A 26,772-nucleotide genomic window follows, 5' to 3' on the forward strand; every position below is an offset into this window, starting at 1 on the left:
CACGTTTTAATCGGTGAGATGATCTGTTTCTTTAAAAAGAAACCCTTACCTGGAAACCTAAGGAGCGGAAGCTCGGCATAGACATAAACTCCAGCCCCTGGGCATTGCCTGCACCGTTTACACCTTCAGGATTGATATGGTCCGGCAAAGAAGTGTAAAGGTAGAAGAGATCCCTTCCTACAAGTGAGAGGGAGGCTGCCTGGAATACTTTTGTTTTCCTGATAAAGCTTTGCGGTACCTGGTAGTTCACAGAGATCTCTCTCATCTTCACCCAGGTATTTTCAAGCACTGCACCTCTGTTGATCCAGTCGCTTCCTTTCAGTCCCCCGCCAAGATCGGTACTGCTCCATACACCGTAAGGCATGTATTTATAATAGTAATGCACTACATTATCATTTACTTTTCCATCAGGGAACACACCGGGCAATATTACTCCCCAGTTGGTTTTTGTACCATCAGGTGTGGTATACGGTAAGCCGCCGCCATTTCTTTCTTTCAGCGTTTCCGGCGCCTGGCCCTGTTGCATGATAGTGGCATAGGTACCGGACCAGATGTCGCCGCCGATCTTTGCATCAATGAGGGTGCTTACAGAAATACCGCCTTTGAACCTGAAGGTATTGGTGATACCGCCGGTCAGTTTAGGCGTGGCATTACCCAGTGGCACCAGGCCATCTGTTGCCTGGTACATGGTTCCATTCATGGCTGCATTGCCATAAGGATTTTGTACCATCAGGGGCAAGCCGGTTTTTGGATCATAGATATAATCATGACCGTAAATGGTGCCGAACTGGTCGCCCACCCTTGCTGAAATCACCGGGCCGTGAGCGCCTCCGTCATTCCAGGCGCTGGCCATATCTACACGGTCGGTACCGTCAGACAATGACAACAGTTTATTATTACTGTGCGCCAGGTTAAGCGATAGATCCCATCCAAAATCTTTCCGGTCAATTACCTTGGCACGCAGGATCAATTCCAGCCCTGAATTTTCCAGCACGCCGGTATTCACCACAATGCTGCTCACACCGGAGCTCATAGGCAGTGGAGAACTGAGGATCTGGTTCCTGGATTTTCCCTTGTAATACCTGAAGTCAGCATTCAGGCGGTTATTGAGAAAACCGAGCACCAGGCCGAAATCGGCGGTGGTATTAATAGCAGGTTTAAAATCCTTCGCCGGCAATGAAGCCGGTAACATAGTGGCCGCCTGACCGGCAAATGTTACACCGGAATAGTTGTAGTTGATCTGGTAAGGCGCAGGGTCTACTGCTGCCTGTGCCCACGCTACCCTTACTTTACCAAAGCTGAGGATAGCCGGGTCTGTCTTCAGCAGGTCTGAAAACACAAAGCTACCGGCAAAAGACGGGAAGAAATAAGACCATTGTCCTTTTGGCAGGGCAGATGACCAGTCGTTACGACCCGTTACATCCAGGTAAAGAAAATCCTTGTACGAAAGGTTGATGAAGCTGTAAACGGAATTCATCTTTTTACGCAGCTGGCTTTCCGTTACCGGGTGCGGGTTACCGAGGTAGGTACCGGAGTTCAGCGAGTATACGTTTGGAATAGCCCAGTTATCATTATAGTTGAACATGCCGTACATATCACGCTGGTAAATAGTTCCACCCAATGAGAACTTTGCATTAAGTACGCCGTTCAGTAGTTTGTCTTTATGCAGGGTTCCGATGAAGTCCATATTGGAAGCGTTATCCCGCTCAGTGCCATGACCATAGTATCCTTTGGTGATGCCTATCACATCAGTGGGCCTGTTTTTGATGGTCATGTCATTGGTATTATTATCCAGGCCTCCCCGGAAAATAAAATCCAGGAAATCGGTGGCTTCATAGTTCAGTTGTACGCCCGCCAGTAATTTACGCCTGTTCTGATCTGTATTATTCTCAAAGATGTTCCATACGGTATAACCGCCGTTTCCTACCCATGGGAAACCGGACAGGGTATTTTGTGAGCCGTCCTGGTTCTTGTAGATGCCGATATCTTCGCCACGATAGTTCCTGCCTGCATTGTATACCAGGCGCTTCATCCAGGAATTGGCATCGTCGTTACCCAGCTGCGGCGGATTGTGATAGTTATTAACCACATAGGAAGAAGTGAGCTGCACATTTACCCTTTTCGTCAGCTTCATATTGGCGCCGAGGTTGAAGGTATTGCGGTAGTAATCACTGTTGGGTAATACCGCGGTATTGTCGAGCCGGGAAAAGGAAGCCCGGATAGAGCCCCACTCGTTACCGCCGGAAAGGGATACGTTATGTGTTGACTGTGTACCGTTGCGGAACAGCAGCTTGATATTGTCGGGCTGGGGCACATCTGCCTTCTGGGTACCATCCCACCAGGTGATCATTTTGCCATCCATTTTCGGGCCCCAGGAAACGCCTGAACCCGGCCATCCCACCTGGTTGTAGGTATTTACCCCGTAAGGGCCGGAACCGGTTTTAGGATCCACATACATACCGTTCCAGTTTTCAGTGAGCTTTGGGTTGCCGTTGGCATCGGTAAGGTATTCCGGTGCATTTAACGATACCATACCGCCTGCGCCGTATTCGTTCTGTAATTCCAGGAAACGGTAGGGATCAATATTTTTGTACCCGTATGTATAATCCACTCCCAGGCCGGTGCTTTTGGTTCCTTTTTTGGTGGTGATCAGGATTACGCCATTGGCGCCTTTACCACCGTACAAAGCAGCGGCGGTAGGGCCTTTCAGCACACTGATACTTTCAATATCCTCGGGGTTGATCATGTTGATAGGGCTACCAAAATCCTTTGGGGAGCTGGTGTTGGAAGCATCCGCGTTGTTACCCGCATACATGGCGCTACCGGTGGGTGCATTGCGCACATCGTAAGGCCTTGCGAGGTCGTTGGCCATAGGCATACCATCCACGATGATCAGGGGCTGGTTATCGCCCTGGATGGTATTGTTACCACCAATTACGATACGGGTGGTACCGCCATCCACACCATTGGGGCTGGTTACATTTACACCGGCCATCTTTCCTGCCAGCGCATTTACAATGTTGGGAGCATTAGACCTGGCCACTTCTCCTCCTTTCACTTCTTCCTGGGAATAACCCAGTGTTCTTACATTTCTTTTGATGCCCAATGCCGTGATGGCTACTGCATCCAGCGAAGTGGCCGAAGCAGCCATTACTATATTGATCACGGAATTAGCGCCTACTGTTACGCGTTGCTGTGCAAAACCAATGGAAGAAAAGATCAGTACATCCCCTTCTTTTGCTTCCAGTTCAAAATGCCCGTCTACGTTCGTTACCGTTCCTTTGTTGGTACCGGCCACCATGATATTCACTCCCGGTAAGGCAGCCCCATCGCTGGATTTCACGGTTCCGCTGATCTTCTGGAAAAGCACATTCAATCCTTCTATATTCATGCCTGCCTCACTGCTTTTCTCTTTCTTCAATACTATCTGTTCGTTGATCACTTCAAACGTGATGTGCAGGGGATTGAGCAAACGTGGTAAAAGCTCTCCCAGTTGCTCATCGCTGGCCTTCAGCGCCACACGCTGCCTGGTAGGCAATGTACTGTTGTTGTAAGTAAAGTTCACGGCGGTTTTTTCCGTGATGGCCCGGAGGATATTACGCAGGTCTGTAGGCGGCATGTTTAATGACACCTTTTTGCTCAGTACCTCCTGGGCGTGCACATTCCGGCCGAAAGTGCAGGTGATCAGGCAGAGCAGAAAACCTATTTGTAGCAAAGTAACCCTCATAAAAAATATGACAGTCCGGTTGGAGTTTGCAATTTTGTGCATAACTTCAAGTGTTTTGTTGTGATTAATGAAAACGTTAGTACGACAATTCCTTTCCTGTAGCAGTTGTCCAGACTTTACAGGAAAAAATTACAGGTGGCGGTGTTAGGGCATCGCCACTTTTTTTGGTTGATAATTTCAGGTGAACTTAATAACAGCGAACATTTTAGCGGAATTACAAGTGAACAATACTTTTAACTGCAGGGCTTCCCGGTAATATATACCTGGCCCCCGCTGATCTTATAGCTGGCGTTAATGGCCGCACAGATTATTTTCAGCTTATTTTCAAATGATTCATTCGTAATGGTAGTGGTGATCATGCACTTTCCAAACACTTCCTCGCTTGCATTTATTTTTATACTGTAAGCAGTTTCCATGGCGTGGAAAATATCTGTTACAGCAGTATTGTCGAATACGAAAGGTTTTGGTTGCACAGCAGGCTGCAGTTCCGCCAGCTCGCTGTTATCAAGTGAATCGGCAACAAAGGCCGAGGTGAGGGTATTAAAGCGGATCTTATGGTTAGGCGTTACCACGTAGCTGCGTTGTTTTTTATCGGCCAGGTTATACACGGCTATTTTGCCGGTTTTTACAGTTACTGTCAGACTTCCATTTTCTTCAGACACCCTGAAACTTGTACCCAGTACCCTGATCCCAACTTTTGGCGTATATACTATAAATGGTCTTGCCGCATCTTTTGCGATATCAAAAAAAGCTTCTCCTTTCAGGAATACTTCCCGTTTGTTTTGCAATAAAAACGCGTCGTGCCGGATAGAGGCGCCGGCATTCAGCACTACGGTAGAACCATCTGTAAGCCATGCTACCTGGCTGGCATTGCTGGTATTGATGCGGGTAAGCTGCTCATTTTCCATATGGCTGTTCAGTGTTGCAGCTACCGGTGTCTGGTTGTCTTTTTTCAGGTAGATGGCTACCAGCGCTATTCCTGTCAGCGCTGCAGCCGCTGCGCCCCACCACCTGTAACGGCCCATGCGTCTTATACGGGCAGGCGTTTCTTCCACCGCTGGTCGCTCTTCTTCCATATGCCTGTCAAGACCGGCATACAGCTCTTCCAGCATGGCTTCATCTACCGCGGGTTGTGGCACTTTAGCCAATGCTGTTACCATATCACGGGCCTTTTCAACATCCCTCACCCTTTCCGGATGGGCGATCATCCACTGCTCCCAGCGGGCAGTGCTGGCCCCGTCCGGGCGCAATACCCATTGAACAAAACTATCGTCCCTGATGAACTCCCAGGTATCCTCTCCAAAATGCTTCATGCAGCTGTTTTTTAAGCGGCAATCAGTTGCCCTTTAAATGTAAATGACAGGGATGCTCATTTTATACTCAAAAAAAATAAAGTTTTTTTAACAGTATTGTTTTGTTGGTACAGATACTTCTCTGATACTTAGGAGTCGTCTATGTGTGGTACTCATCATATAGTCCTTATACACTCTTCATACTGTGAGGAGGCATTAATGATGCACTTCCAATGCTTAGTGCATGCGCTTACCCCCATTTCCCGGTACGAAATCCGGCAATAAGCGGTAAAACCGGCGGATTGATTTTGCAGCTTATTGCCCGGGAGGTAATTTAGCGGCAGACCTTATTCTTATTGAATCAGAAAAAGAGATAGAAGGTTTTCAGCAGGCGCCGGGCAAACGGGGTGGTTTCCAGCGTTTCTTTGATACGGCCAAGGGCGTTATAAAGGAGGTTGCTTACAGACTGGTACTTCATGTGCATCAGTTCCGCGATCTGGGCATTGGTAAAGCCCATATAAAAACGCAGCGTGATAATTTCCTGCTGCCGCCGCGATAATTTCTTAATGGCATTATCCAGCAATATACTGCGGGAATCACTGATTTCGGCGTCAATGATCCTTTCTTCCACGGTAGATTCCACCCGGAGATGTTCGTGAAGGAATTTATCCTGCTTATCGGTAACGGAGCGGTATTGATAGTTGGCCCGGATCAGTTTATATTTCAGGCTGCGGCATAGATAAAACCGGATGGCCACTTCTTCACTAACTGTGTCCCTGCTGTTCCATATCTCTATAAAAAGATCATGGATGATGTCTTTCAGCTTTTCCTGGTCGGCACAGAACCTGGATCCATACTGGAACAGGTGCCTGGTATATTCGCGGTAAATCAGCGTAAAAGCAGCTTTATCGCCACCTTTAAATCGCTTCCATAAAGCAGCGTCCTCAAAACAAACGTCTTTCTTTGCAGGCATGCGTGGATCTTTTACGGCAAAACTGATGCTGGTATCAATTGGGTTGGCTAAAATTTTTGGATGTACCCGAAATGTAAATATTTTTTGTCAATCAATCAAAAATCATTCAAATACCATAAAGGAAATACATAAAAATACCAGTAAAACACCCCCTGCCCTCCCGGTTTTTAATTGTCCAATATACACCTGAAAACAATATGGTGCCTTATTGTACCACCGCTTTTTTACTTCTTTGGCGAAGCGAAGTTTCATACCGGTTTTTTAGTATATTTAATGAACATCCTTAATTTTCACGTATGAACAATGTTCCCAAGAGTAGGCTTTTTGATGCAGTTGCCTGGCAGTTGGCCAAATTCCCCAAACCTGATATGCTGGCGGCTAAAGTTGACGGACAATGGAAAACCTATGACACTGCCGCCGTCAGTGAAATCGTAAACCGGTACAGCGCGGGTTTGTTACAGCTGGGTGTGGGCGGCAACGACTTTACCCCCGAAGGCGCCGATAAAATTGCTATCATCAGCAACAACCGCCCGGAATGGATTTTCACGGACCTGGCCGTGCAGCAAACAGGGGCCGTACTGGTACCTATCTATCCTACAACCAATCCCGCTGAATTGCAGTTTATCCTGAAAGATGCCGCGGTGAAATATATGTTCGTGAGCAGCAGGGAATTGCTGGATAAGGTAAACAGCATACGGGAAGGGGTGCCGTCTTTACAACATGTTTATACATTCGATGAAATACCCGGCGCCACACACTGGTCTGTTATTCCTGCACAGGCCACCCCAGAGCTGCTGCAACAGGTGGAACAAATAAAAGCAGGGATTGATCCCGGCCACCTGGCTACCATTATTTATACATCCGGTACCACTGGTACCCCTAAAGGGGTGATGCTTACACACAGTAATATTGTATCGAATGCTTTTTTATCCAAAGAAAGTTTTCCGTTTGAAGATGCTCCGCAACCCAGTAAGGTACTGAGCTTTTTGCCTTTGAATCATATTTTTGAGAAGTGCGTGACCTATATCTACCTGTTCAGCGGCATCAGCATTTATTATGCAGAAAGTATGGACACCCTCAGTGCCAACCTGAAAGAGATCGGGCCTGATGGATTTACTACCGTTCCCCGTCTCCTTGAAAAAGTATTTGAAAAAATTATGGCTACCGGCAGCGGGTTAACCGGCATTAAACGTAAACTGTTCTTCTGGGCGGTATCCCTTGCAGGGAAATACGATAATAACATCAGCGGCGGGGCATGGTACAACCTGCAGCTGGCCATTGCCAATAAACTTATATTCAGCAAGTGGCGGCAGGCGCTGGGCAACAACATCCGGTTTATAGTAACCGGTGGCGCTGCCTGCCAGGAAAAACTGCTGCGCATTTTTAACGCTGCAGGCATCCCGGTGTATGAAGGCTACGGCCCCACAGAAAACAGCCCCGTTATTTGTGTGAACCGTAAAACACCTGGCGATACAAAGTTTGGTACCGTAGGACCGCCTATCAATGGTATTGAAGTAAAGCTGGCGGAAGATGGAGAAATATGTGTGAAGGGGCCTTCCGTTATGAAAGGCTATTACAAACGCCCGGACCTTACCGCTGAAACCGTGATTGATGGCTGGTTGCATACCGGTGATATCGGATTATGGGTAGATAATAAATTCCTGAAGATCACCGACCGCAAGAAAGAACTGTTTAAAACCAGCGGTGGGAAATACGTGGCCCCGCAGCCAATTGAAAATAAATTCAAGGAAAGCCCTTTTATAGAACAGATCATGGTAGTGGGCGCCGGGGAAAAGTTTACAGGCGCATTGATTGTTCCTGCTTTTGCTTACCTGAAATACTGGATGAACCAGCAGAACATCCCTTTCAGTACCAATGAAGCAGCAGTAGAAAACCCAAAGGTATTGGCGATGTACCAACAGGTAGTGGACAATTACAACCAGCATTTTAACCATGTAGAGCAAATCAAAAAGTTTGAACTGCTCACGGAAGAATGGAGTATTGCCGGTGGCGAAATGACGCCCAAGCTCAGTTTGAAAAGAAAAGTGGTGATGGAGAAATTTAAAGATGTGATCGCAAAGATTTACAGTTAGGAAGATGATTTCCGGAATTCCTTTACAATGCGGATCACTACGGGAACCGTTACCGTAACAATAATCACCGCAATAAAATATTTGAGATAAGGTTTCAGGAACGGCATACTTCCGATAAGGTAGCCGGCCAGCGTAAAGCTAAAGGTATAGGCAACGGAGCCAATGGTTACAAATAAAAGAAAGCGCCGGAAATCCAGTTTGATCATTCCTGCAACAATTGGTGCAAACGTACGGATAAGGGGAAGGAAAACCCCTGCAGTAAGTGCCGTGGCGCCATACTTTTTATAAAAGGTTTCTGCAGACACCAGGTATTGCCGGCGAAAGATCCCCGAATCTTTTTTATTTTTAAGCAGGTGCCCGGTGGTCCGTCCGAACCAGTACCCGGTGGCATTGCCTGCTATCGCAGCAACGGCGCACAATGCGCAAATCACCAGCACGTTATTATCAAAGCTTCCTGATGCCGCCAGTACGCCGGCGGTAAACATAAACCCTCCGCTTGGGAGGAAGAAGCAGAAAAACAATCCTGTTTGTCCGAATACGGATAGGCATACAATGAACAGCCCTCCATAGCTGATCCACGATTCAGCATCCATAGTTTATTGTTTTAAGAGTTGCCGGATGCCTTTGACGCGAATATAAGGTCATCTTCCTGCGGACAGGCCATCAATGCCGGCCTGTCAAAATTACTGCGGGTAATTTACAATTAAAACTTTTATACTTTGAAAAATGCATTCACTACGCGGATTGGCTGCGTAAAGAGGGGCTAATTTGGTGGTATTGTTTGTAACCATACATGTATAACCTTAAAAAGTAAAAAGTAAAAAAATGAAAACCTATTGTTTGTTAGCCCGTATTGTTGCCTTCTTTTTTGTGGCTGGTATGATGGCCTGTAAAAAAAATGATGCCCTGGTTCAAAGTATCCCTGGCACGCCCACGGCAGTAGCAGCTGGCACGCTGCTGGCCGGTGGGGATGTAGCCGTTCCTGTTTCCTGGTACCAACTGGAACTGAAACTGATAAAGGAAACACCGGGGTTTAGTCCTCCGGTTGCTGCCAGGGCTATTGCCTATACCGGTATCACGCTCCGGGAGGCAGTACTGGGCGGTATGAACGGAGCGCCTTCCCTGGCGGGTCAGCTGAATGGCCTCCGTCGTTTGCCCGCACCGGAATGGGGAAAAAGATATAACTGGGTTATTGCCGGCAACAGCGCTATGGCCCGTATCATCAGGAACCTGTTCCCCAACGCAGGCAGTGAAAACCTGGGCCTGGTGGCACAACTGGAAAGTGATAACCTGCAGGCACATGCAGACAGTTGCTCACCGGAAGTAGTGAGCCGCTCTATTCTTTATGGCCAGTCAATTGCCAATGCCATTTATCAATGGTCCGCTTCAGATGGCGGTAAAGACGGGTATCTGAACAATTTCCCGACAGATTATATTCCGCCCGTTGGTCCAGGCTACTGGGTGCCCACCCCACCGCTCTTCCAGCGGGCAATGTTACCATACTGGGGAAAGAACCGTCCTATCGTTAAATTCACAGCATCGGATTCAGCCAATATTCCGCCACCCGCTTTCTCAACAGATACAGCCAGCACATTTTACAAAGCAGCCTATTTTGTTTACCGGAAAGGACAAACGCTTACACCGGAAGAAACCCTTATTGCCCAATACTGGGCAGATGGTGGCGGCACCTTCACTCCTCCAGGGCACCTGATAGCCCTCACCACACAGCTGGTAACAGAGCAGCATCTGAGTCTGGGCCAGGCAGCCAACCTCTTTGCACAGGTAGGGATAGGCCTGAACGATGCGGGGATCCTTTGCTGGAAATATAAATACCGGTACAACCTGGTACGCCCTATTTCGTATATCCGTTCACATATAGACAGCAGCTGGACGCCACTTATAGGTACTCCTCCTTTCCCGTCTTATACATCGGGGCATGCCTCCTTTACCAGTGCGACAGGCAACATCCTGGCAGCGCGTTTTGGCAGCGGCTTTTCTTTTACAGACAAACAAAAGGTACCGGAAGGCTTTGCACCACGGTCTTTCAGCAGCTTCTCACAAATGATCGATGAAGCTTCTATTTCCAGGGTATACGGTGGTATTCATTATGAATACGATAGTGAAACCGGTAAGCTCACGGCAAAAAGCCTTGCACAAAGAATACTGTCATTAAATTATTAACCCAGTCAGCGCAGCTTGCATTATTGTATGCTCCGATCTGTGCCAGAATGAGGAAGGCTGTATCATATTTTGATACAGCCTTTCCTTTACTAACCTTACTCAAGAAAATATTTAAAATTCAATATCGTCTGCTACGTTTCCTCCCTGCTTTTCGGCAAACAGTTGCTGGTACTTCGCCTGGTAAGCTGCCTGTCTTGCATTGTACCCGGCGTAATCAGCCTGGATATCCCGGTGGATCTGGTCATTCCACATAGAAGCCGCCATCTGGAAATCGCCGAGAGGAATCCCATACTTATCCATGATCCATTGCGCACCATCCAGGCCGTAATCGTAGGCCACCTGCCTGGCTACTTCCAGCTCCTGGTAGAAATCTTTGTCTGCCTTGATCTTTTCAATATTGCCCGCGCCTTCTGCAGATGTTTCCGCTTTTAAGCCACTGAATTTCGGATGCTGATCCGCCTGGCCAAAATACTGACCAAAGAGCGTCACAATGTGAAAAGTAGCATCCTGCTTCATACGTTCAGGCCAAAGCAGGTTAGCCTCCTGCCAAACAGGTAGCTCTACCCCCAGTGCCTTTGCAACATCGTCTTCACTAAGACCGCTACCCAGCTTTGCACAGGCAGCACTGTAATCTTCTAATGTAATACCATGAATTGGTTCTAATAATGGATTGCCAGACATATCGTTATTGTTTAAAGATGATTAATGGAGTAGTCACTTAATAATCGTTCGTAAAATTTCTCGTTTTCGCCTGCCATATCGGGTACTATCCTGTTCCACTCATCAAACATGGCGCGCAGGTAAAGCCGGTATAATGCGGGGTTTTTAGGCCTGCTTTCCTCATAGTTCCTGAGTAAGTGGGCAGTGCGCTGTTCTGCCAGGCTACGTGCCTGGTGCAGTACCATACGCGCCCCGGTAGAAGGGCTGAAAGTGTTCTGCGACTGGCAGAACGGGCAGGCGATGTAAGTGTCAATAAAAAACATCTTTGGAATGGTGATATTGCCGCCACACTGCCTGCAGCTGAACTTATCCCTTATTCTTTCAAACGCCGCCAGTTCTTCCAGGTAAGCGCTTTCCAGGTCCTGCTCCCCTGCCGCATTCTTCAACAGTTCAATAGCTTCGTTGATCTTCTCTTCAAAAATAAAATGACGGTTCAGGCAGGCCATCCTGAAAGTATGCAGCTTCCCGTGATATGCAAGGCCCGCACTGCTGGTAATAGGCGGGATCGTTGATTCCGCTGCATACACAAAGGAAATAATGTTATCATCCTTAATTTCATTCGCCTTGTTCCTCATTTGGTTAACCTGCCCTAAGAGCCCCTGCACCATCTGGTGATGCGCCCGTTTATAAGGATCGGTATCTTCCCGGAAAACCCTTTGCAGTTCAGGTACTGCAGCGGCGGTCATCTCCTGCATACGGGCTTCCAGTTTATCCAGGAAAACAAACCATCTCTCCTGTCTTGAACTGATCTCCGCAATTAATGCTGGATTTTCATACTTCCTGCCAAACAAACCGAACATGTTTTATGAGTTATTTTCCTTTTTGATATGCACCCCATCCGTTAACTTTGTATCCATGAATACAAAGCCGCAATAGGCACAGGCGGTAAGCCCCTTCCTGTAGGCTCGTCCTGCACCGCATTCAGGGCAATCGCGGATATCCATCTTCGCCTCTTCCATCTTTATCTCACCACCATAATGCTCCCGTGTTTCTACTTTTTTCTTCAGCTGCTCCAGGAAGCCCAGCACCCGTTTCTTTTCTTCTGCCATAATGCGAACCGGTTAAGGTTAAACTAATTTCAGCAGTTCTTCTTTCTTGGCAGCATACTCCTGCTCTGTGATGAGCTGTGCCTCGAATAGCGCCTTCAGCTGCTTAAGCCGTTCTGTAATATCTGTAGCCGGAACCGGCTGTTGTTGTTGCATAGTTCCGTTGGTCATCATATTCGTGATCATGCCCATGGTTACCGCCTGCCGGGCACCCTCGCCAATATCCGAACGCTCTTTATCCATTGCATTCGCAATGCTGTACTGCGAAAATTTATTCATGTCTGTTACCATGTTCATACCGGTAACCTTATCGTATTGTTTCAATACATCTTCCGGTAATGTGATACCGGTAATGGTAAAGCGGGTAATTTCCAGGCCAAAATCAGTGAAATAGGGCTGGATCAGCGGCTGGATCTTTTCGTTTAATGCGGAAATATTTCCGGCCGCATCTACTACAGAAATATTTGCAAGTGCCAGCACTTCTGCGAATTTTGGCGCAATAAAATCGCGCAGCTGTAATTCGAGTTCTATGATATCCAGTCGTGGAAAGGTGCCGGCGTATTCCCTGAAGAACCGCGATACATCCGCTATACGGATGTTATAGGTACCGAAAGCCCTTACACGCACCTGTCCAAAGCCCGGATCCTTCATTAACACCGGGGCCGGGGTGCCCCATTTGAGATTAACAAACTGATGGGTGTTGAAAAAATAAATATCTGCTTTAATGGGGCTTTCAAAACCATATTTCCAGCCTCTAAGCCTGGTAAGGATAGGGATATTTTCAGTGCTCAGCGTGTGCTTGCCCGCCGGGAACACATCGGCCAGCTGCCCTTCGTTCAGGAAAAGCGCATGCTGGCTTTCCCGGACGGTTAACACCGCGCCATTCTTAATTTCTTTATCTGCGTCTGCAAACTTCCACATCAGGGCATTAGGGTCCGGGGTTACGGACTCAATGATTTCTATAAAAGGTAATCCCATGCTGCAAGATTTAAATATTGGGCGCTTTTGCCGTAACTATCATGTCTTCTAAAATTTCCAGTATCTCTGTTTCAAACTGCTCCTGCCGTTTCCGTCCTTTTTTTGTATCGGGGAAATAATCGCTGATGATATAGTTTTTTCCAAACCTGTTTTTTTTATTGGAGATAGTATAACAAAGGTCCCCATTGGTAATTTCCTGTAGAAAATAAACCTCTTCAAACGACATGAGTTTCCTTGAGTACAAACCGGGTACCTGCTGGTACACTTCCCTGGTTAACTGGTTAAAAATAAATGTAAGATTCAATTTAAACAAGAAGTCGTACACCGCGTAAAAAGTACAGATGGCCCCCAGGCATATTATCAGCCTGGAAACCCCGGATGGCAGCTTCCACAGCAGTAGCGTCACAAACGCTGCCACCGCCAGAATTAAACAAATAATAATCTTGACTTTATATATCCTGTTAGGCTGGAAGCTTACCTTCCCGTCAATCATTTTCCTGTTGTATAACATCCCGGCAGTTTTAAGAACCCTGATAATCTTCTATCCCCATTATAGCGGCGGTTTCCGCTGTTATTTTCTGCAGGGGCTTTGTTAAAAACATGGTCTGGTGAAGCATCACCGATCTTTCCCTGCCATTTTTATGAATGATCAAAGCAACAGTGGCATTCACCGTAAAAAATAAGGTCTGTTTTGAAACGAGGAAATGCTGAAAGTCTTCAAACCGGAATACCGTTACCGGCATAAAGAAGGCCGGCTGTACGGAAATGGTACGGGCATCTGCATCTATCCTGAGTCTGGCGGTGGCCCTCAGTAAGACAGCGATACCCAGCACTCCTATAAACAGACTACCCACCTTTGCTCCGCGGGCCGGGTTATTATATAACATAAATACAACCAGGCCGGCTAAAAGAAGGGCTAACAAACAAAAGAAAGCCGTCTGATTTTTTTTTGTATATACATTCCCTTCCCGGGTAAAATATTGAAGCGACTGCATACGGTAATTCTAATCTAATATGGTTATATAAATATAATCGGTCAACTCTGCGTTAATTGATAAAGGCAAATTTATCTTCGAACACTTTGCCTATTACCGGAACTGGTTTTTCTGCCTGGTTGGCGGCGTTTATGATGCCCAGTACCCAGAAAATGAGGATAACATATCCTACAAGGCCCAGGAAAGATAATGCCGGTACCATATGGGCTATAATGCTCAGAGCAATATTGAGCACAATGCTTACAATGGCAAGACCCAGCGATTGTTTCAGGTGGTACCTGAGCAGGCTGTCCGATTTCTCCTTTCCGGAGAAATAAGCGATAAGCCAGCCAATAAGTGTTACATAAGATAAAATAGATAACGTTTTGCTGTTCATGAATTCGAGGTTTTCGTCTGGCGTTATTGCCTCTGCAAATTTGGAAGGAACAGTTGTCAATCCGGCATCCGTCTATCCTACAAAATGACTACCCGGGTTTAAAATAGCGTCTACAATATGACTACAACATTTTCAATCATCTTATTATTAGCATTTTATAAATATCAACAATTACATCTTTAATAACTTTTACTGGTTCACTTTTAGCTATTTGTAGTAATTTGCCCGCATGAAATCAGTACCATATCTGCCCTTTGTTTGTATACTTGTTTGTATGTGCGGGTGGTTTTCGAAAGCTTCTGCACAAATTTCGCCGGCCGACAGCCTCCAATCTGTAATAGCCGATCCTGCATTTAGCGAAAAGGGCAAACCGGCCCTCCTTAACCAGTTGGCCGAGATATACCGGGCGGGTAAAAACTATCCCCTTGCTGAGGCGGCAGCCAGGCAAAGCGCCACCATATCCTTAAAATACCGGGATTACAGGGAAGCCACCAAAGCTTATACCATGCTGGCGAATATCAGATTTAACCTGCAACAGTATGCTGATCTGAAAAAAGCAGTGGATTCCGTATTTACCATAGCGCAAACAACGCCCGACCCCGTCGCCATGGCCTATGCCTGTTATTCGAAAGTACTGTTGTACAAAACCCTGGATAATTCAGACGATATGGTGAAATACTGCCAGCTGGGCCTCCGGCAACTGGATAAGGAGCCCGATCCCTACATCGCCGCTAAAATATTATACCAGCTTTATGTAGTGTATTCAGGCTGGAATAACGAGGAAAAGGTAGATGTATATGCCAGGACAGCCACCGAGAATGCATTGAAGACCCATGATTACAACCTCCTGAGCAATTGTTATACGGCCTTGTCGGTAGCGCATGAGTATAAATACAATGCCACCAGGAACAAACAGGAACTGGACAGCGTGATGTTTTACCTGAACAAACCGGTGGCATTGTACCATCAGTACCCTGGCAGGGTGGCCAATAACACCTACGCCATTGCCTGTATAAATATTGCCAACACCTACCTGAAATATTTCCCCTCCAACGACCCGGGAGCAAAAGCCCAGGCTATCCATTATGCCGGTGCTGCCCGGTCTGTGCTGAAAAATGCCGGTAACAGCGAAGATGTATTTGCCAGCAGCCTGGGCATACTAAGCGAATTTGCCAAACGGGAAGGCAATACGGCCCAGGCAGAAAGCTACCTGCTGGAAGCATATGAAGTGATAAAAGCAGCCGATCCCGCATACTATTACACGCTGATCAACGTGGTGCAGTCGCTGTCAGCCTTCTACGAGCAAAGGGGAAACTACCGTAAAGCCCTGGAATACCAGAAAGAAGCAACCCTCTACAACAACAAGGTCTTTAACCAGCAACAGGCGCTCAATACCCAGAAGCTGGAAATACAATACGAAACAGAGAAGAAAAACAATGAAATGCAGATCCTGAAGGAAAAGGAAAAAAGCCGCACCATGCAGAATTATCTGTATGCCTGCATTGCCATAGCCTCTTTCCTCGGACTGATATTCATGTTCCGCTCCTACCACTTCAGCTTGCGCCTTTCATTACAACGGGAAAAACAGCTACAACTGGAAAAACACGAGTCGGAAATGCAGGTGCGGCTGGAAAAGGAAGAACATGCAAGGCTCCGGGCCGAACAACAGCTGCTGGCCACTCAACAGCAACAGCTGAAAAAAGAAGTAATGGCCAATGTGCTGCAACTGGAACATAAAAATCAAACCCTGCAAAGCATACGGAACAAGCTCACGGAAGGCGACGCCATCAATATGCAAAAGATCCTGAAAGAACAGATGGTGATCGACAGCGATTTTGAACATGCCAAGCTGCAAATCCAGCAGGTACATCCCGATTTTTTTAACCTTGTTAACGACAAAGCCCAAAGAAAGCTCACCTTACTGGATCTGAAACTCTGCGCCTACCTTTATCTTAAGATGGACACCCGCCAGATTGCCCAGCTGATGAACATTGAAGCAAAAAGTGTGAGAATGAGCCGTTACCGGATCAAACAGAAGCTGGGACTGGATAAAGATGATGATCTCAACGGATTCCTGCAGGGACTGGGGAATTAACCAACCTCGTAAACCTTTTGCAGGACCCCCAACTTTTTATTGTACCCTCCCATCCGTCATTTTGGCTACAAACATCTTCAATATGGCAACATAGCAAAACTACCGGCGATCGACTTTTGTGTTATAAAAATGAACAACATGAAAACGATCTTTATTACCGGTGCTTCTACCGGTTTAGGTAAAGCCACAGCGAAGTTATTCCAGCAGAAAGGATGGGCAGTAATAGCCACTATGCGTCAACCGGAAAAAGAAACGGAGCTGTCCGGCCTTGAAAATATAACCCTGTTACCCCTGGATGTCACCAACCCGGAACAGGTAAACAGTACCGTTCAAAAAGCCATACAGTTGGGGGTAGACGTGGTGTTTAACAATGCCGGCTACGGCTTGGTAGGCCCCATGGAAGCCTTCAGCGACGAACAGGTGGTAAAACAGTTAAATACCAACCTGCTGGGCGTGCTCAGGGTAACCCGGGCATTCATTCCCTATTTCCGGGAGAGAAAAAGCGGCCTGTTTATTACCACCACTTCCATGGGCGGCCTGTTTGCCTTTCCCCTGGGCTCCGTATATCACGCTACCAAATTTGCCCTGGAAGGCTGGAGCGAAAGCCTCTCCTTTGAAATGGCACTGTTCAATGTAGGGGTTAAAACCGTGGCCCCGGGCGGTATTATCACCGACTTTGGCGGCCGCTCCATCGATGCCCCAACACATCCCGCTTATGATGATGCCACTAAAAAGCTCTGGGCGCTCTTCAACACTGATAATTTCTCAACGGCAGAACAAATAGCCGCCGTTGTGTATGAAGCCGCTACAGACGGCAAAAACCAGGTACGCTATGTAGCCGGACAGGATGCACGATCTTTATATGCAAGACGCGAAGAAATAGGCAATGAAGCCTTCAGAATGGAGATGGGCAAAAATGTATTAGGTTTGTAACAGCGTAACTCAGCAAAATGAAAAAACATCCTTCCGTTCCTTTTAAAATCGATTCTATCACCGGTTTACACCGCATGCTGGGGCTGCCAGGGCCGCAGCATCCGTTGATAAGCCTGATCGATAACACAAAAATTACCGTAGGAACAGATCAGTTACCTGAAACATTCCTGCTCAGCTTTTACAAAATATCATACAAAAAACTACAGCCCGGTAGGATCGGGTACGGACAGGGATATTATGATTATGATGAGGGCGGACTGGTATTTACCGCTCCTCATCAGGTCATTTCCATTATCGGCGACCAGGAATTTTATGGCGCTACACTGCTGATCCATCCCGACTTTATCCGCAATTATCCGCTGGGGAAAAACATAAAGAACTATGGCTTCTTTTCTTATGAAGCTAACGAAGCCCTGCATCTTTCTGAAAAGGAAAAAGTAACCATTATGGAAGTGCTGGACCATATCAACAGGGAATTGAACAACCCCATAGATGATTTCAGCCAGGATGTAATAATATCTTATATTGAAGTATTGCTCAACTTCAGTAACCGCTTCTATAAACGGCAGTTCCTTACCAGAAAAGCGGTAAATAATGATCTCCTGTCAAAAATGGAGGAGCTGTTAAACGGGTATTTTGAAACGGCACATGCCCTGAACAAAGGCTTGCCTACCGTTGAGTACCTGGCCACACAACTGCATCTTTCTCCCCGCTACCTGAGCGATATGCTACGCTCATTAACAGGGCAGAACGCACAGCAACATATCCATGAAAAACTGATAGAGAAAGCCAAGGAAAAGCTGTCGACCACCGGTTTAACCGTCAGTGAAATTGCATATGAACTGGGCTTTGAGCACCCCCAGTCTTTCAGTAAATTATTTAAAATTAAAACCCGTCTATCCCCGCTGGAATTCCGGCAGTCGTTTAACTGATATGATTCTCTTTGTTTGATTTTCTTAACTTTGTAAGATGAAAAAAAGCCAGGCACGTTCCGTATCAGCATTCAATAACGAGCTCCGGCTGAAAGGCTTTAATGCCTTCCAGATCGAAGAAGACAGCAACGTTACACGTTTTTACAGCCGGAAGGACTTTTATAAGATCTGCCTGACCACGGGTAAGAGCATTATCCATTACGCCGACAGGAGCTTCCAGGCGGAAGGTACGGTCCTGTTTTTCGGGAATCCTCATATTCCCTATTCCTGGGAAACTATTTCCACTACTTATGCAGGCTACACCTGTCTTTTTTCGGAGGAATTCCTGAACGCCTCTGAACGCACGGAGATCCTGCAGCAATCCCCTTTCTTCAAAATCGGAGGAACGCCCATATTAACCATCACCGATGAGCAGAGGATCTTCCTGAACACCATTTTCGAGAAAATGATCGAGGAACAGCAAAGCGGTTATACCTTTAAGGACAACCTGATCCGCAATTATATTAACCTGATCCTGCACGAGGCCATGAAATTACAGCCCTCCGGGAACTTTGACCAGCATAAGAACGCTGCCAACAGGATCACGGCCGTTTTCCTTGAATTGCTGGAAAGACAGTTCCCGATCGAAAACCCTGATAAACCCCTGCAATTGAAAACGGCACAGGACTATGCGCAAAACCTGGCCCTGCATGTTAATTACCTCAACCGCATGGTGAAAACAGTAACCGGCAAATCAACCACCACGCATATTTCCGAGCGTATCATCAGCGAGGCAAAAGCCCTGTTACAGCATACCGACTGGAATGTAGCCGATATTGCCTATGCGCTTGGGTTTGAATATCCCAGCTATTTTAATAATTACTTTAAACGGATCACCGGCACCAATCCCACCTCCTTACGCACACTGGAAGTTTGAAATTCTTAATCATTCGTTTGATAATCATAACCGGGAGGAGATAAGACCACCCTACCTTTGCCTTGTGAAAAATATTCCCGGGAAACTTGTGCCCATGGATATCCTGGGTTCCCGGAGGAAGCTATTTTTGATAAACACCTTCAACAAAAAAATATGAGTACAACACAAGTAAAAGCTTATGGCACAACTGCTGCCGATGCCCCTTTGAATACGCTCAATATCAAACGGAGAAAAACAACTCCGCACGATGTGGAAATTGACATCCTGTATTGCGGGGTTTGTCATTCCGATCTGCATACTGCACGTAATGAATGGCATTTCACCGTGTACCCTTGTGTACCCGGTCATGAAATCGTAGGCAGGGTTGTAAGCACAGGCGATCATGTTACCAAATTCAAGGTTGGAGATGTAGTGGGTGTAGGATGCCTGGTAGACTCCTGCCGCGAATGCCAGTATTGCAAGGAAGGGCTGGAACAGTTCTGCGAGCCCGGTGCTACACAAACCTATAATTCGCCGGATAAACACCTGAACACACCAACCTATGGCGGTTACTCAGAAAGGGTTGTGGTGGATGAGAACTTTATATTGCACATCCCTGAAAATCTTGATCCGGCAGCAGCTGCTCCTTTGCTCTGTGCGGGTATCACCACCTACTCTCCCCTGCGGCACTGGAACGTGGGCCCGGGTAAAAAGGTAGGTATCGTAGGTATCGGCGGTCTGGGCCACATGGGTATCAAAATAGCCAAGGCAATGGGCGCTCATGTAGTGGCCTTTACCACTTCCACATCAAAATTTGCTGAAGCCAAACGTTTGGGCGCAGACGAAGTGGTACTGTCTAAAGATGAAAAACAGATGGCCGCCTACCGCGGCAAACTGCATTTTATCCTCGACGCCGTATCTGCAGAACATGATATCAACGCTTATCTGAACCTGCTCCGGGTAGACGGGTCCCTGGCCCTGGTAGGCGCGCCCGAGCATCCGCTGCCGGTAGCCGCATTCAGCGTGATCGTAGGACGTAAAAGCCTTGCGGGATCAATGATCGGCGGCATTGCAGAAACCCAGGAAATGCTGGATTTCTGCGGGCAACATAACATCACTGCCGATATTGAAATGATCAATATCCAGCAGATTAATGAAGCCTATGAACGTTTGCTGAAAGGCGATGTAAAATACCGCTTTGTGATAGACATGAATTCTTTAAAAAATTCCTGAGCAATGGAAATAACAAGAACAGGTACCAAAGCATCTGTTAAAGGACCGGCCGACTGGTTCAGCGGCGCAGTGCGCATCGATCCTCTGTTCGACCCCAATAATACACGTCGCGCTGCAGCAGCAACGGTCACTTTTGAACCGGGAGCAAGAACAGCCTGGCATACCCATCCGCTTGGCCAAACTATCATTATTACATCGGGCCTTGGCTGGGTACAACGTGAAGGCGGCCCGGTAGAAGAAGTACACCCGGGTGATATAGTATGGTTTGAAGCTGACGAGAAACACTGGCATGGCGCCTCCGCCACCGTGGGCATGAGCCATATTGCCATACAGGAAAGCCTGGATGGCAAAGTGGTGGACTGGCTGGAACAGGTAACAGAAGAACAGTACAGCTTTAACAGGTAGATATATATAAAAAACGGTGAAGCTTAGCTTCACCGTTCCCTTCATTTCTTCTCCGCCCAGATATAAGCCCGCCTGCTTTGATATTCCACCTCTTCATACGGACGTCTCTCTATGGCGTCAATAATGTTAAAGCCGCTTTCTTCAAGTAACGCAATGATGTCTTCTGTTTTAAAGAAGAACAGGTCTACATCCACTTCTTTATCATGGGCCTTATCAAAATGAACGATCTCATCGCCCGCGTGAAAGGAAAATAAAAAACCTCCCCCTGTTTTCAATACCCTGTTTATCTCCTCAAAACATTTCCTGACCTGCTCATTCGTAAAATGCACTATGGCATAAAAAGCCACTGCACTCCCAAGATGCCCGGATGGATAACTGATACGGAGCAAATCACCGGTCTCAAATTTGATCTGGGGGGAAAGTTTCCCGGCGGCTTCAATCATTGCCGGCGACAGGTCAACGCCAATGATGTTTTTTACGCCATGGTCGTAAAGGAACCTGGTGGTTTGCCCTGGTCCGCAGCCAAAGTCGGCGCATAGCCCCTTATCTTTATTAACAAAAGCAAACTCCTTCAATAACAACCGGTCAAAATGTTTTTTGGACAGTTCATCCCAACGGTCAGCGGCATAATCGCCGGCTACCAGGTTATAACAGCTCAGTACTTTTTCCTGTGAATTCATTTCATTCGTGGTTTTCCAACGTTAATCAATATTTCCCGCTTTCTTCAATTGATATAATTTCCTGAACACCGCTGTATGCAAAAATAAGATAGTTGCAGGAGCAAAAGCGGGAAACCAAACAAACGGGAATACCGTCATCTCTCTCAGGTTGCCATTAGCGCCGGTAATCACTGCAATCGTCAGCAGGTCTATAATATCTGCAATGCCCAGGATGTTCCAGGCATACACAGCGGTCATATGCCCCGGGCTTTTCCTTGCAACCATCTTTGCCACCGGCAGCGCCAGGATAGCGGTAATAATATCTCCCAGGCCGGCCGCAAAAGCAAATCGGGCAGGAAGAAGATGATAAAAATAAAGAAGGATGAAAAATACACCAACAACCCGGAATATATGTACAGCGACTAATGATTCCAACGTGGCCGAGCGTAACAGTGTTTTAAATAATTTCGTGTTCCCGATAAATCCAAACAGGATGAGAAGCAGCGGCATACCAGCCCAGATCATTACTTTTGGCGGTATGGAATTTACCTCAAATACCCCTTTCAGGGAAAACACGGAAACATAAACGAGATAAACAATGTAAAAGCAAAAAATACCAACCTGGATATTCCGTGACTTCCCCGGGGAGATGCCGGCACGGAGCGCTGCCTGTTTTACAGGTTTGGTAATAAAGAAGATGGAATAAAGAAAGCATACAATAAATAATACGATAGCCCAAAGAGGCATCCCTGATACGTGATTTCCCATTTGATCTGTAGTTTTAATAAGACAAAGGAAAATTAAATGTGCCAGCCAGGGCTTGGCAAATGGCAAGAAATCAGCAGCTGGCCGCTTTTCTGGCAAACTCCTTTCTTATCCTGCTCAGCGAAGTATCAGTGATCCCCAGGTAGGAAGCGATGTATTTTAGAGGTACATGCTGAAAGATGCCCGGGCTTGAATTTATCAGGTTGCTGTACCGCTGTTCTGCTGTTTCCTGCAACATCGACAACATCCTTTCTTTCAGCGTGCTGTACTGGTTCACTATGTTCAGCCGGCCAAACTCACGGAACTCAGGAATGGTGTGGAAACTGGCCTGCATATCTTCATAGGTAATATACCAGGTTTCACACCCGGTAACCGCCTGGAGATATTCTTTTGCAGGGCTTCTCTTGAAGAAGGAAAGCAGGTCGTTGGTAAAAGTGTTTTCCGGGTAAAATGCAGTGGTTACCTCGTTGCCATCAACATCGTACGTATAGGACCTGATAATGCCTTTCTCAATGAAATGAGATGTATGGCAAACTTTACCCGCTTCCAGCACATGACCGTTTCTTTCAAACTGCATCGGTTTGAACTTTTCCACCACCTGCCCTGCTTTAGCCTGGCTCATTGGCAATACCTGCTGAATAAACTGCACTAAACTTTCTTTATTCATTGTTTGCTTTTATATGGCCGGCACCGGCACTATCTGAAATACATTGAACTGTGACCATCAGGATCAGCAAATACAAAACCATTATATCCCTTTCTCCGGATCCCGTACACGAAATGGGGCCGGATTTTTTTGTCTTCATAAACTAAGGGTTTCTCTTTTAATCAATTCAAAAATACTCCATAGGCCGGTCAGACAGCGGGCTATTCGCGAAATTCTCCGGGGGTATTTCTGCCATTCTATCATAAAACCCATTTAGTAGACGTTTTGTAGTCGCCTCAAACACGAATTGTAGTAACACTGTAGTCAACCGGAAATCTGAAGCCCCACGCCGGCCGCGTATCTTTGAGTGTCCTTATAACCCGGGGCGAATCAATTCTCCCAAACTCAATATCAACAAAAAACTAAAGAATGATCAGGAAAATTAAACGATTCACAGGCCCGTTGTTACTATTACTGGCTGCCACCTCCATGCTCCGGGCCCAGTCTGCGCCCTCGTTGCTTTTTGTGTACGACGACTATTCCGGTACAGAAACGGGCCTCTCCTATTACAGGAATGGCGAAATGCTCCGGCTTACAGATGGTAAAACCTATGCGGGGGCATCGGCTATTGCTATATCCGGTAATGACGAGTATGTGGCAGGGTATCAAAACAACGCTGCGGGGGAGCCCGTTGCCACCTATTGGAAAAACGGGCAGGCAATAACCCTCACCAACGGGGAAACCTATGCAAAAGCAGTAGGCATAAGTGTATCCGGCAAGGATGTACATGTGATTGGAAATGACGGAAAGCTGGCCATGCACTGGAAAAATGGAAAGGCCGCCTCTTTTGGGGAAGACACAAAATTATCCGCTATTTCCATCAGCGGAAACGATGTTTATATAGCCGGTTACCGGCCCAATGAAGAAGGGGAATATGTGGCCACCTGTTGGAAGAACGGGGTGCCCCAGGCACTGACTAATGGCAAAAGAAGCGCAGAAGCCGCTGCTATTGCCATATCCGGAAATGATATTTACGTGGCGGGGTTTGAAGTGAATCCGGAGGGAAAAGAAACAGCCATGTATTGGAAAAACGGTGCACCGGTTATTCTTAACGATGGCTGCAGGGCAAACGCGATTGCCATATCAGGCAACGAGGTACATGTGGCGGGCATTGACAGGAACGAGGCAGGCGCCAATATTGTTGTTCACTGGAAAAATGGCGTTGCTGAGCGGCTTACCAGTGGCGGGGAAACAGCTGGCGCCGGGGTCAAAACCATTGCCATTGCAGGGAATGATGTTTACCTGGCCGGTTATCTTGATGGTAAAGCCACCTATTGGAAAAATGGTAAACCGGTAACTCTGAAAGATATAGTGGGGGGAATAAACGGGATGGCTGTTAAACCATAAAAAAAAGCCGCATACACGAATGTATGCGGCCTTCATTTAAATTATATAATCACGCACGTGTTTTCTTGAGTTTTACCTCCACCTTCTCACCTGGTTTACTTACTGTTACCACCTTTTTCACTACTGCGCCCATGCCTGTGCTGTAATCCCTGTTAACCGTATTGGTACTGGTTCCCTGGAACATGCCGTTGATGTAGTGATCGGTATACCCTACCACTTCTGCCTGGGTGTAGGAATGGTCATAACTAAACTCGGTATACAACAGGTACTCGCCGGGCATGAGGTTTACAAATTCGAAATGCCCTGCATCATCATACACCCTGGTTGTTTTGATACACTGGGCGGCTTCATCGAGCAAGGCAATACCTTCCCGGCCTTTTTTACGCTGGGATTCGTTGGTCTTGATCCATTCCTTAAAGTAGTCGTTGTAAGGGATGAGGATCACCTGTGTACCGCGGGGCGCTACCTGTTTTGCCTGGATATTCATCACCTGCATTTTGGCAAAGATGGTACCATTATCATTGAAATCGCGGGCAAACACCTGCCCGGAAATGATGGACTTACCACCTTTCACCATTTTCATAGTGGCATCTTTATCGAACGGCGCCTTGACGGAGTTAAAATCTGTTTCCAGATCCACCATCCTGATCTGCTGCCCGTTGCTCCACATATCTATCTGCCATAGCCGGCGGGTCTTCTTATCGATGTAGGAAACAGATCTTTCATCCGTAGATGGTTCTACCACCGTCACTTCCCATACATCATGCTTACCGGTATATTTACTGATCCAGGTGCTGTTCTTTACTTCCTCCACTACGGCTTTTTTCACGTTCGCTGTATTGGTGGGCTTGTATTCATACACAGGCAGATCAGTGCTGTAGCCGGACGACAGCGGCAGCAGCGACAGGATGAACGGATAGGTATAGCTGTCTATAAAGTACTGGTTGCCCGCTTCCCTGATCTGGGTCTTCTCCCCCGTTTTCTTATCTACATAATAACCGGTAACATTGTTGTCAAAGTGCAGTACCATATCTTTCAACGTACTGTGCGAGGCACGGTAAACGGGCTTAAAATCATTGAGATTGGATATGGAGGTATCTTTCCACTCTTCCAGCCCTGTAAGTGCCGTCACGGTAGTTAATGCCAGTTTATCACTGGTGGTGTTGATGCCAATGGTAAAGGTGCCGATTGCCGTTTCGTCGCTTCCGTTTACACTGTAACAGCCAAGCGTAAATTTACCATTCTTCAGCAGCTTGCTGTCAAATTTTTCCTGGGCCTGGCTCCTGCCGCCAATAACAGTGAAGAGAAGCAAAGCAGAAGGGATCAGGATCAATTTAGGAAATTGAGAAAACATGATTCTAATAGTTTATCAAACAATACAAAAGTAGGTTATTCCGCAAATCCCGCGTATACTCGGATACAGGGAAGCAAATATACCTGTTTCCAGGTAGATGTGATTGTAAAACAGCCCTGATAAAGATGCATGCCGGGCGCGTTCCGTTCACAGGAATGCCCGCTGCGTTTATACCTTCCCGTTATCTCGTCTCATTTACAAAAGAAATCCACGTAACTGGTTACCTTTACCATGAGTTTTACAACCTGAGAAAATAACAAATGACCAATTGGAATACCGCAATCTGCGAAGCAAATAATATCAGCATACACTATACAAGAACCGGGGGAAACAAGCCTCCTTTAATTTTACTGCATGGACTAATGACCAACGGCCTGTGCTGGACAGATCTGGCGCATGCCCTGGAGAATGAATACGATGTAATCATGCCCGATGCCAGGGGACATGGCAGATCCGGTGTGCCTGATTATGGATACCGGTACGAGGACCACGCCAATGATATAGCCGGTTTGATCAATGCCCTGGAGCTTCCGCCTCCTTTCCTGCTGGGGCATTCAATGGGAGGAATGACTGCCGCCGTGGTGGCAAGCCGTAAGCCCAACCTCCTCCGGGGGCTGATCCTGGCTGATCCCACATTCCTTAGCCCCAAAGTGCAGCGGGAAGTGCGCGACAGTGATGTTGCGGACCAGCACCGGAAAATGCTTGGTTTGTCGCTGGAAGAAGTAGTGGCTGCAGCAAGGGCACGGCACCCTCACCGCCGGCAGGAAACCCTTGAGCTATTTGCCCGTGCCAGGCTGCAAACCAGTATGAGCGCTTTTGATGTGCTCACGCCACCCAATCCTGATTACAGGCAGTTGATGAGCGGGATTGATATTCCCGCCCTCCTCCTGTTTGGTGATAAAGGCGTGGTTACGCCCACAGTTGCGGAGGAGCTGCAACACCTTAATCCCCGCTTACAGGTGGAACAGATCCCGGGTGCAGGTCATAGTCTTCATATAGACCAGCCGGATCACTTTGCCGCTGCCGTTAAAAGATTCCTGGAACACACGGGGAAATAATACTTGCCA

General features: G+C 47.0%; 25 protein-coding genes. 10 read left to right on the plus strand and 15 right to left on the minus strand.

The genetic code is table 11. The features are described 5' to 3' along the window. Nucleotides 1-31: 31 nt before the first annotated feature. The 3 genes from ABIE50_RS19440 to ABIE50_RS19450 form a co-directional block, all read right to left on the minus strand. Nucleotides 32-3,769 carry a SusC/RagA family TonB-linked outer membrane protein gene (locus tag ABIE50_RS19440; protein ID WP_209857891.1) on the minus strand — a complete coding sequence of 1,246 codons (3,738 nt, stop codon included), beginning with the start codon at nucleotides 3,767-3,769 and terminating at the stop codon, nucleotides 32-34. A 191-nt stretch (nucleotides 3,770-3,960) separates the two neighbouring features. Beyond that, nucleotides 3,961-5,040, minus strand: a complete 1,080-nt coding sequence (locus ABIE50_RS19445; RefSeq protein WP_209857892.1) for a FecR family protein — start codon at nucleotides 5,038-5,040, stop codon at nucleotides 3,961-3,963. Between the two features lie 340 nt (nucleotides 5,041-5,380). Beyond that, entirely contained in the window at nucleotides 5,381-5,992 is a 612-nt protein-coding gene (locus ABIE50_RS19450; protein ID WP_209857893.1) for an RNA polymerase sigma factor, read from the minus strand. A 296-nt stretch (nucleotides 5,993-6,288) separates the two neighbouring features. On the opposite strand from ABIE50_RS19450, the gene ABIE50_RS19455 reads away from it, so the two are divergent. Then, complete coding sequence (locus ABIE50_RS19455) at nucleotides 6,289-8,085, plus strand: AMP-dependent synthetase/ligase (RefSeq protein WP_209857894.1); 1,797 nt, start codon at nucleotides 6,289-6,291, stop codon at nucleotides 8,083-8,085. Here ABIE50_RS19455 and ABIE50_RS19460 read toward each other — a convergent pair. Continuing rightward, the gene (locus ABIE50_RS19460; protein WP_209857895.1) at nucleotides 8,082-8,678 is read right to left on the minus strand and encodes a VTT domain-containing protein; all 597 of its coding nucleotides are present in this window, start codon (nucleotides 8,676-8,678) and stop codon (nucleotides 8,082-8,084) included. The genes ABIE50_RS19455 and ABIE50_RS19460 overlap by 4 nt on opposite strands. A gap of 232 nt (nucleotides 8,679-8,910) precedes the next feature. Here ABIE50_RS19460 and ABIE50_RS19465 point away from each other — a divergent pair, with 232 nt between their 5' ends. Further along, nucleotides 8,911-10,266, plus strand: coding sequence for a vanadium-dependent haloperoxidase (locus ABIE50_RS19465; RefSeq protein ID WP_354028081.1), 1,356 nt, complete (start codon nucleotides 8,911-8,913; stop codon nucleotides 10,264-10,266). Nucleotides 10,267-10,377: 111 nt separating this feature from the next. Here ABIE50_RS19465 and ABIE50_RS19470 read toward each other — a convergent pair whose 3' ends face one another. The 7 genes from ABIE50_RS19470 to ABIE50_RS19500 all read right to left on the minus strand — a co-directional run bounded on the left by ABIE50_RS19470 (nucleotide 10,378) and on the right by ABIE50_RS19500 (nucleotide 14,381). Beyond that, nucleotides 10,378-10,947 (minus strand): DUF6620 family protein, encoded by a 570-nt coding sequence (locus ABIE50_RS19470; RefSeq protein WP_209857896.1) that lies wholly within the window; start codon nucleotides 10,945-10,947, stop codon nucleotides 10,378-10,380. A gap of 11 nt (nucleotides 10,948-10,958) precedes the next feature. After that, the gene (locus ABIE50_RS19475) at nucleotides 10,959-11,786 is read right to left on the minus strand and encodes a hypothetical protein (protein ID WP_209857897.1); all 828 of its coding nucleotides are present in this window, start codon (nucleotides 11,784-11,786) and stop codon (nucleotides 10,959-10,961) included. A 3-nt stretch (nucleotides 11,787-11,789) separates the two neighbouring features. Further along, nucleotides 11,790-12,035 carry a hypothetical protein gene (locus ABIE50_RS19480; protein ID WP_209857898.1) on the minus strand — a complete coding sequence of 82 codons (246 nt, stop codon included), beginning with the start codon at nucleotides 12,033-12,035 and terminating at the stop codon, nucleotides 11,790-11,792. A gap of 18 nt (nucleotides 12,036-12,053) precedes the next feature. Then, on the minus strand, nucleotides 12,054-13,010 hold the full coding sequence (locus tag ABIE50_RS19485) for an SPFH domain-containing protein (RefSeq protein ID WP_209857899.1): 957 nt from the start codon (nucleotides 13,008-13,010) through the stop codon (nucleotides 12,054-12,056). Nucleotides 13,011-13,020: 10 nt separating this feature from the next. Further along, a complete protein-coding gene (locus ABIE50_RS19490) occupies nucleotides 13,021-13,521 on the minus strand; it encodes a hypothetical protein (protein ID WP_209857900.1) in 501 nt (166 codons plus the stop codon). A gap of 10 nt (nucleotides 13,522-13,531) precedes the next feature. After that, nucleotides 13,532-13,897 (minus strand): hypothetical protein, encoded by a 366-nt coding sequence (locus tag ABIE50_RS19495; protein ID WP_209857901.1) that lies wholly within the window; start codon nucleotides 13,895-13,897, stop codon nucleotides 13,532-13,534. Nucleotides 13,898-14,057: 160 nt separating this feature from the next. Beyond that, on the minus strand, nucleotides 14,058-14,381 hold the full coding sequence (locus tag ABIE50_RS19500; RefSeq protein ID WP_142687202.1) for a DUF4870 domain-containing protein: 324 nt from the start codon (nucleotides 14,379-14,381) through the stop codon (nucleotides 14,058-14,060). Between the two features lie 229 nt (nucleotides 14,382-14,610). Between ABIE50_RS19500 and ABIE50_RS19505 the strand changes: the two genes are divergently transcribed. The 6 genes from ABIE50_RS19505 (at nucleotide 14,611) to ABIE50_RS19530 (ending at nucleotide 20,874) form a co-directional block, all read left to right on the plus strand. Continuing rightward, on the plus strand, nucleotides 14,611-16,476 hold the full coding sequence (locus tag ABIE50_RS19505; protein WP_209857902.1) for a tetratricopeptide repeat protein: 1,866 nt from the start codon (nucleotides 14,611-14,613) through the stop codon (nucleotides 16,474-16,476). Nucleotides 16,477-16,614: 138 nt separating this feature from the next. After that, complete coding sequence (locus ABIE50_RS19510; protein ID WP_209857903.1) at nucleotides 16,615-17,409, plus strand: SDR family oxidoreductase; 795 nt, start codon at nucleotides 16,615-16,617, stop codon at nucleotides 17,407-17,409. A gap of 17 nt (nucleotides 17,410-17,426) precedes the next feature. Next, on the plus strand, nucleotides 17,427-18,341 hold the full coding sequence (locus ABIE50_RS19515) for a helix-turn-helix domain-containing protein (RefSeq protein WP_209857904.1): 915 nt from the start codon (nucleotides 17,427-17,429) through the stop codon (nucleotides 18,339-18,341). A 37-nt stretch (nucleotides 18,342-18,378) separates the two neighbouring features. Then, nucleotides 18,379-19,257, plus strand: coding sequence for a helix-turn-helix domain-containing protein (locus tag ABIE50_RS19520; protein ID WP_142687206.1), 879 nt, complete (start codon nucleotides 18,379-18,381; stop codon nucleotides 19,255-19,257). A 153-nt stretch (nucleotides 19,258-19,410) separates the two neighbouring features. Further along, on the plus strand, nucleotides 19,411-20,469 hold the full coding sequence (locus ABIE50_RS19525; RefSeq protein ID WP_209857905.1) for an NAD(P)-dependent alcohol dehydrogenase: 1,059 nt from the start codon (nucleotides 19,411-19,413) through the stop codon (nucleotides 20,467-20,469). Between the two features lie 3 nt (nucleotides 20,470-20,472). Further along, a complete protein-coding gene (locus tag ABIE50_RS19530; RefSeq protein WP_209857906.1) occupies nucleotides 20,473-20,874 on the plus strand; it encodes a (R)-mandelonitrile lyase in 402 nt (133 codons plus the stop codon). Nucleotides 20,875-20,915: 41 nt separating this feature from the next. Here the strand turns inward: ABIE50_RS19530 and ABIE50_RS19535 are convergent, their stop codons facing one another. From ABIE50_RS19535 to ABIE50_RS19545, 3 genes are all read right to left on the minus strand, one after another. Further along, the gene (locus ABIE50_RS19535; RefSeq protein ID WP_209857907.1) at nucleotides 20,916-21,554 is read right to left on the minus strand and encodes a class I SAM-dependent methyltransferase; all 639 of its coding nucleotides are present in this window, start codon (nucleotides 21,552-21,554) and stop codon (nucleotides 20,916-20,918) included. A 21-nt stretch (nucleotides 21,555-21,575) separates the two neighbouring features. Further along, nucleotides 21,576-22,301 carry a DUF8737 domain-containing protein gene (locus tag ABIE50_RS19540; RefSeq protein WP_209857908.1) on the minus strand — a complete coding sequence of 242 codons (726 nt, stop codon included), beginning with the start codon at nucleotides 22,299-22,301 and terminating at the stop codon, nucleotides 21,576-21,578. A gap of 70 nt (nucleotides 22,302-22,371) precedes the next feature. Then, the gene (locus tag ABIE50_RS19545; protein WP_209857909.1) at nucleotides 22,372-22,965 is read right to left on the minus strand and encodes a Crp/Fnr family transcriptional regulator; all 594 of its coding nucleotides are present in this window, start codon (nucleotides 22,963-22,965) and stop codon (nucleotides 22,372-22,374) included. 408 nt (nucleotides 22,966-23,373) lie between these two features. Here ABIE50_RS19545 and ABIE50_RS19550 point away from each other — a divergent pair, with 408 nt between their 5' ends. Then, nucleotides 23,374-24,351 (plus strand): hypothetical protein, encoded by a 978-nt coding sequence (locus ABIE50_RS19550; RefSeq protein ID WP_209857910.1) that lies wholly within the window; start codon nucleotides 23,374-23,376, stop codon nucleotides 24,349-24,351. A 49-nt stretch (nucleotides 24,352-24,400) separates the two neighbouring features. Here ABIE50_RS19550 and ABIE50_RS19555 read toward each other — a convergent pair whose 3' ends face one another. Further along, the gene (locus ABIE50_RS19555) at nucleotides 24,401-25,705 is read right to left on the minus strand and encodes a DUF3108 domain-containing protein (RefSeq protein WP_209857911.1); all 1,305 of its coding nucleotides are present in this window, start codon (nucleotides 25,703-25,705) and stop codon (nucleotides 24,401-24,403) included. Nucleotides 25,706-25,965: 260 nt separating this feature from the next. Between ABIE50_RS19555 and ABIE50_RS19560 the strand changes: the two genes are divergently transcribed. After that, on the plus strand, nucleotides 25,966-26,763 hold the full coding sequence (locus ABIE50_RS19560; RefSeq protein WP_354028082.1) for an alpha/beta fold hydrolase: 798 nt from the start codon (nucleotides 25,966-25,968) through the stop codon (nucleotides 26,761-26,763). Nucleotides 26,764-26,772: the final 9 nt, after the last annotated feature.

Origin of the sequence: Chitinophaga sp. OAE865 (assembly GCF_040546735.1) — a bacterium.
Lineage (GTDB): Bacteria > Bacteroidota > Bacteroidia > Chitinophagales > Chitinophagaceae > Chitinophaga > Chitinophaga polysaccharea_A.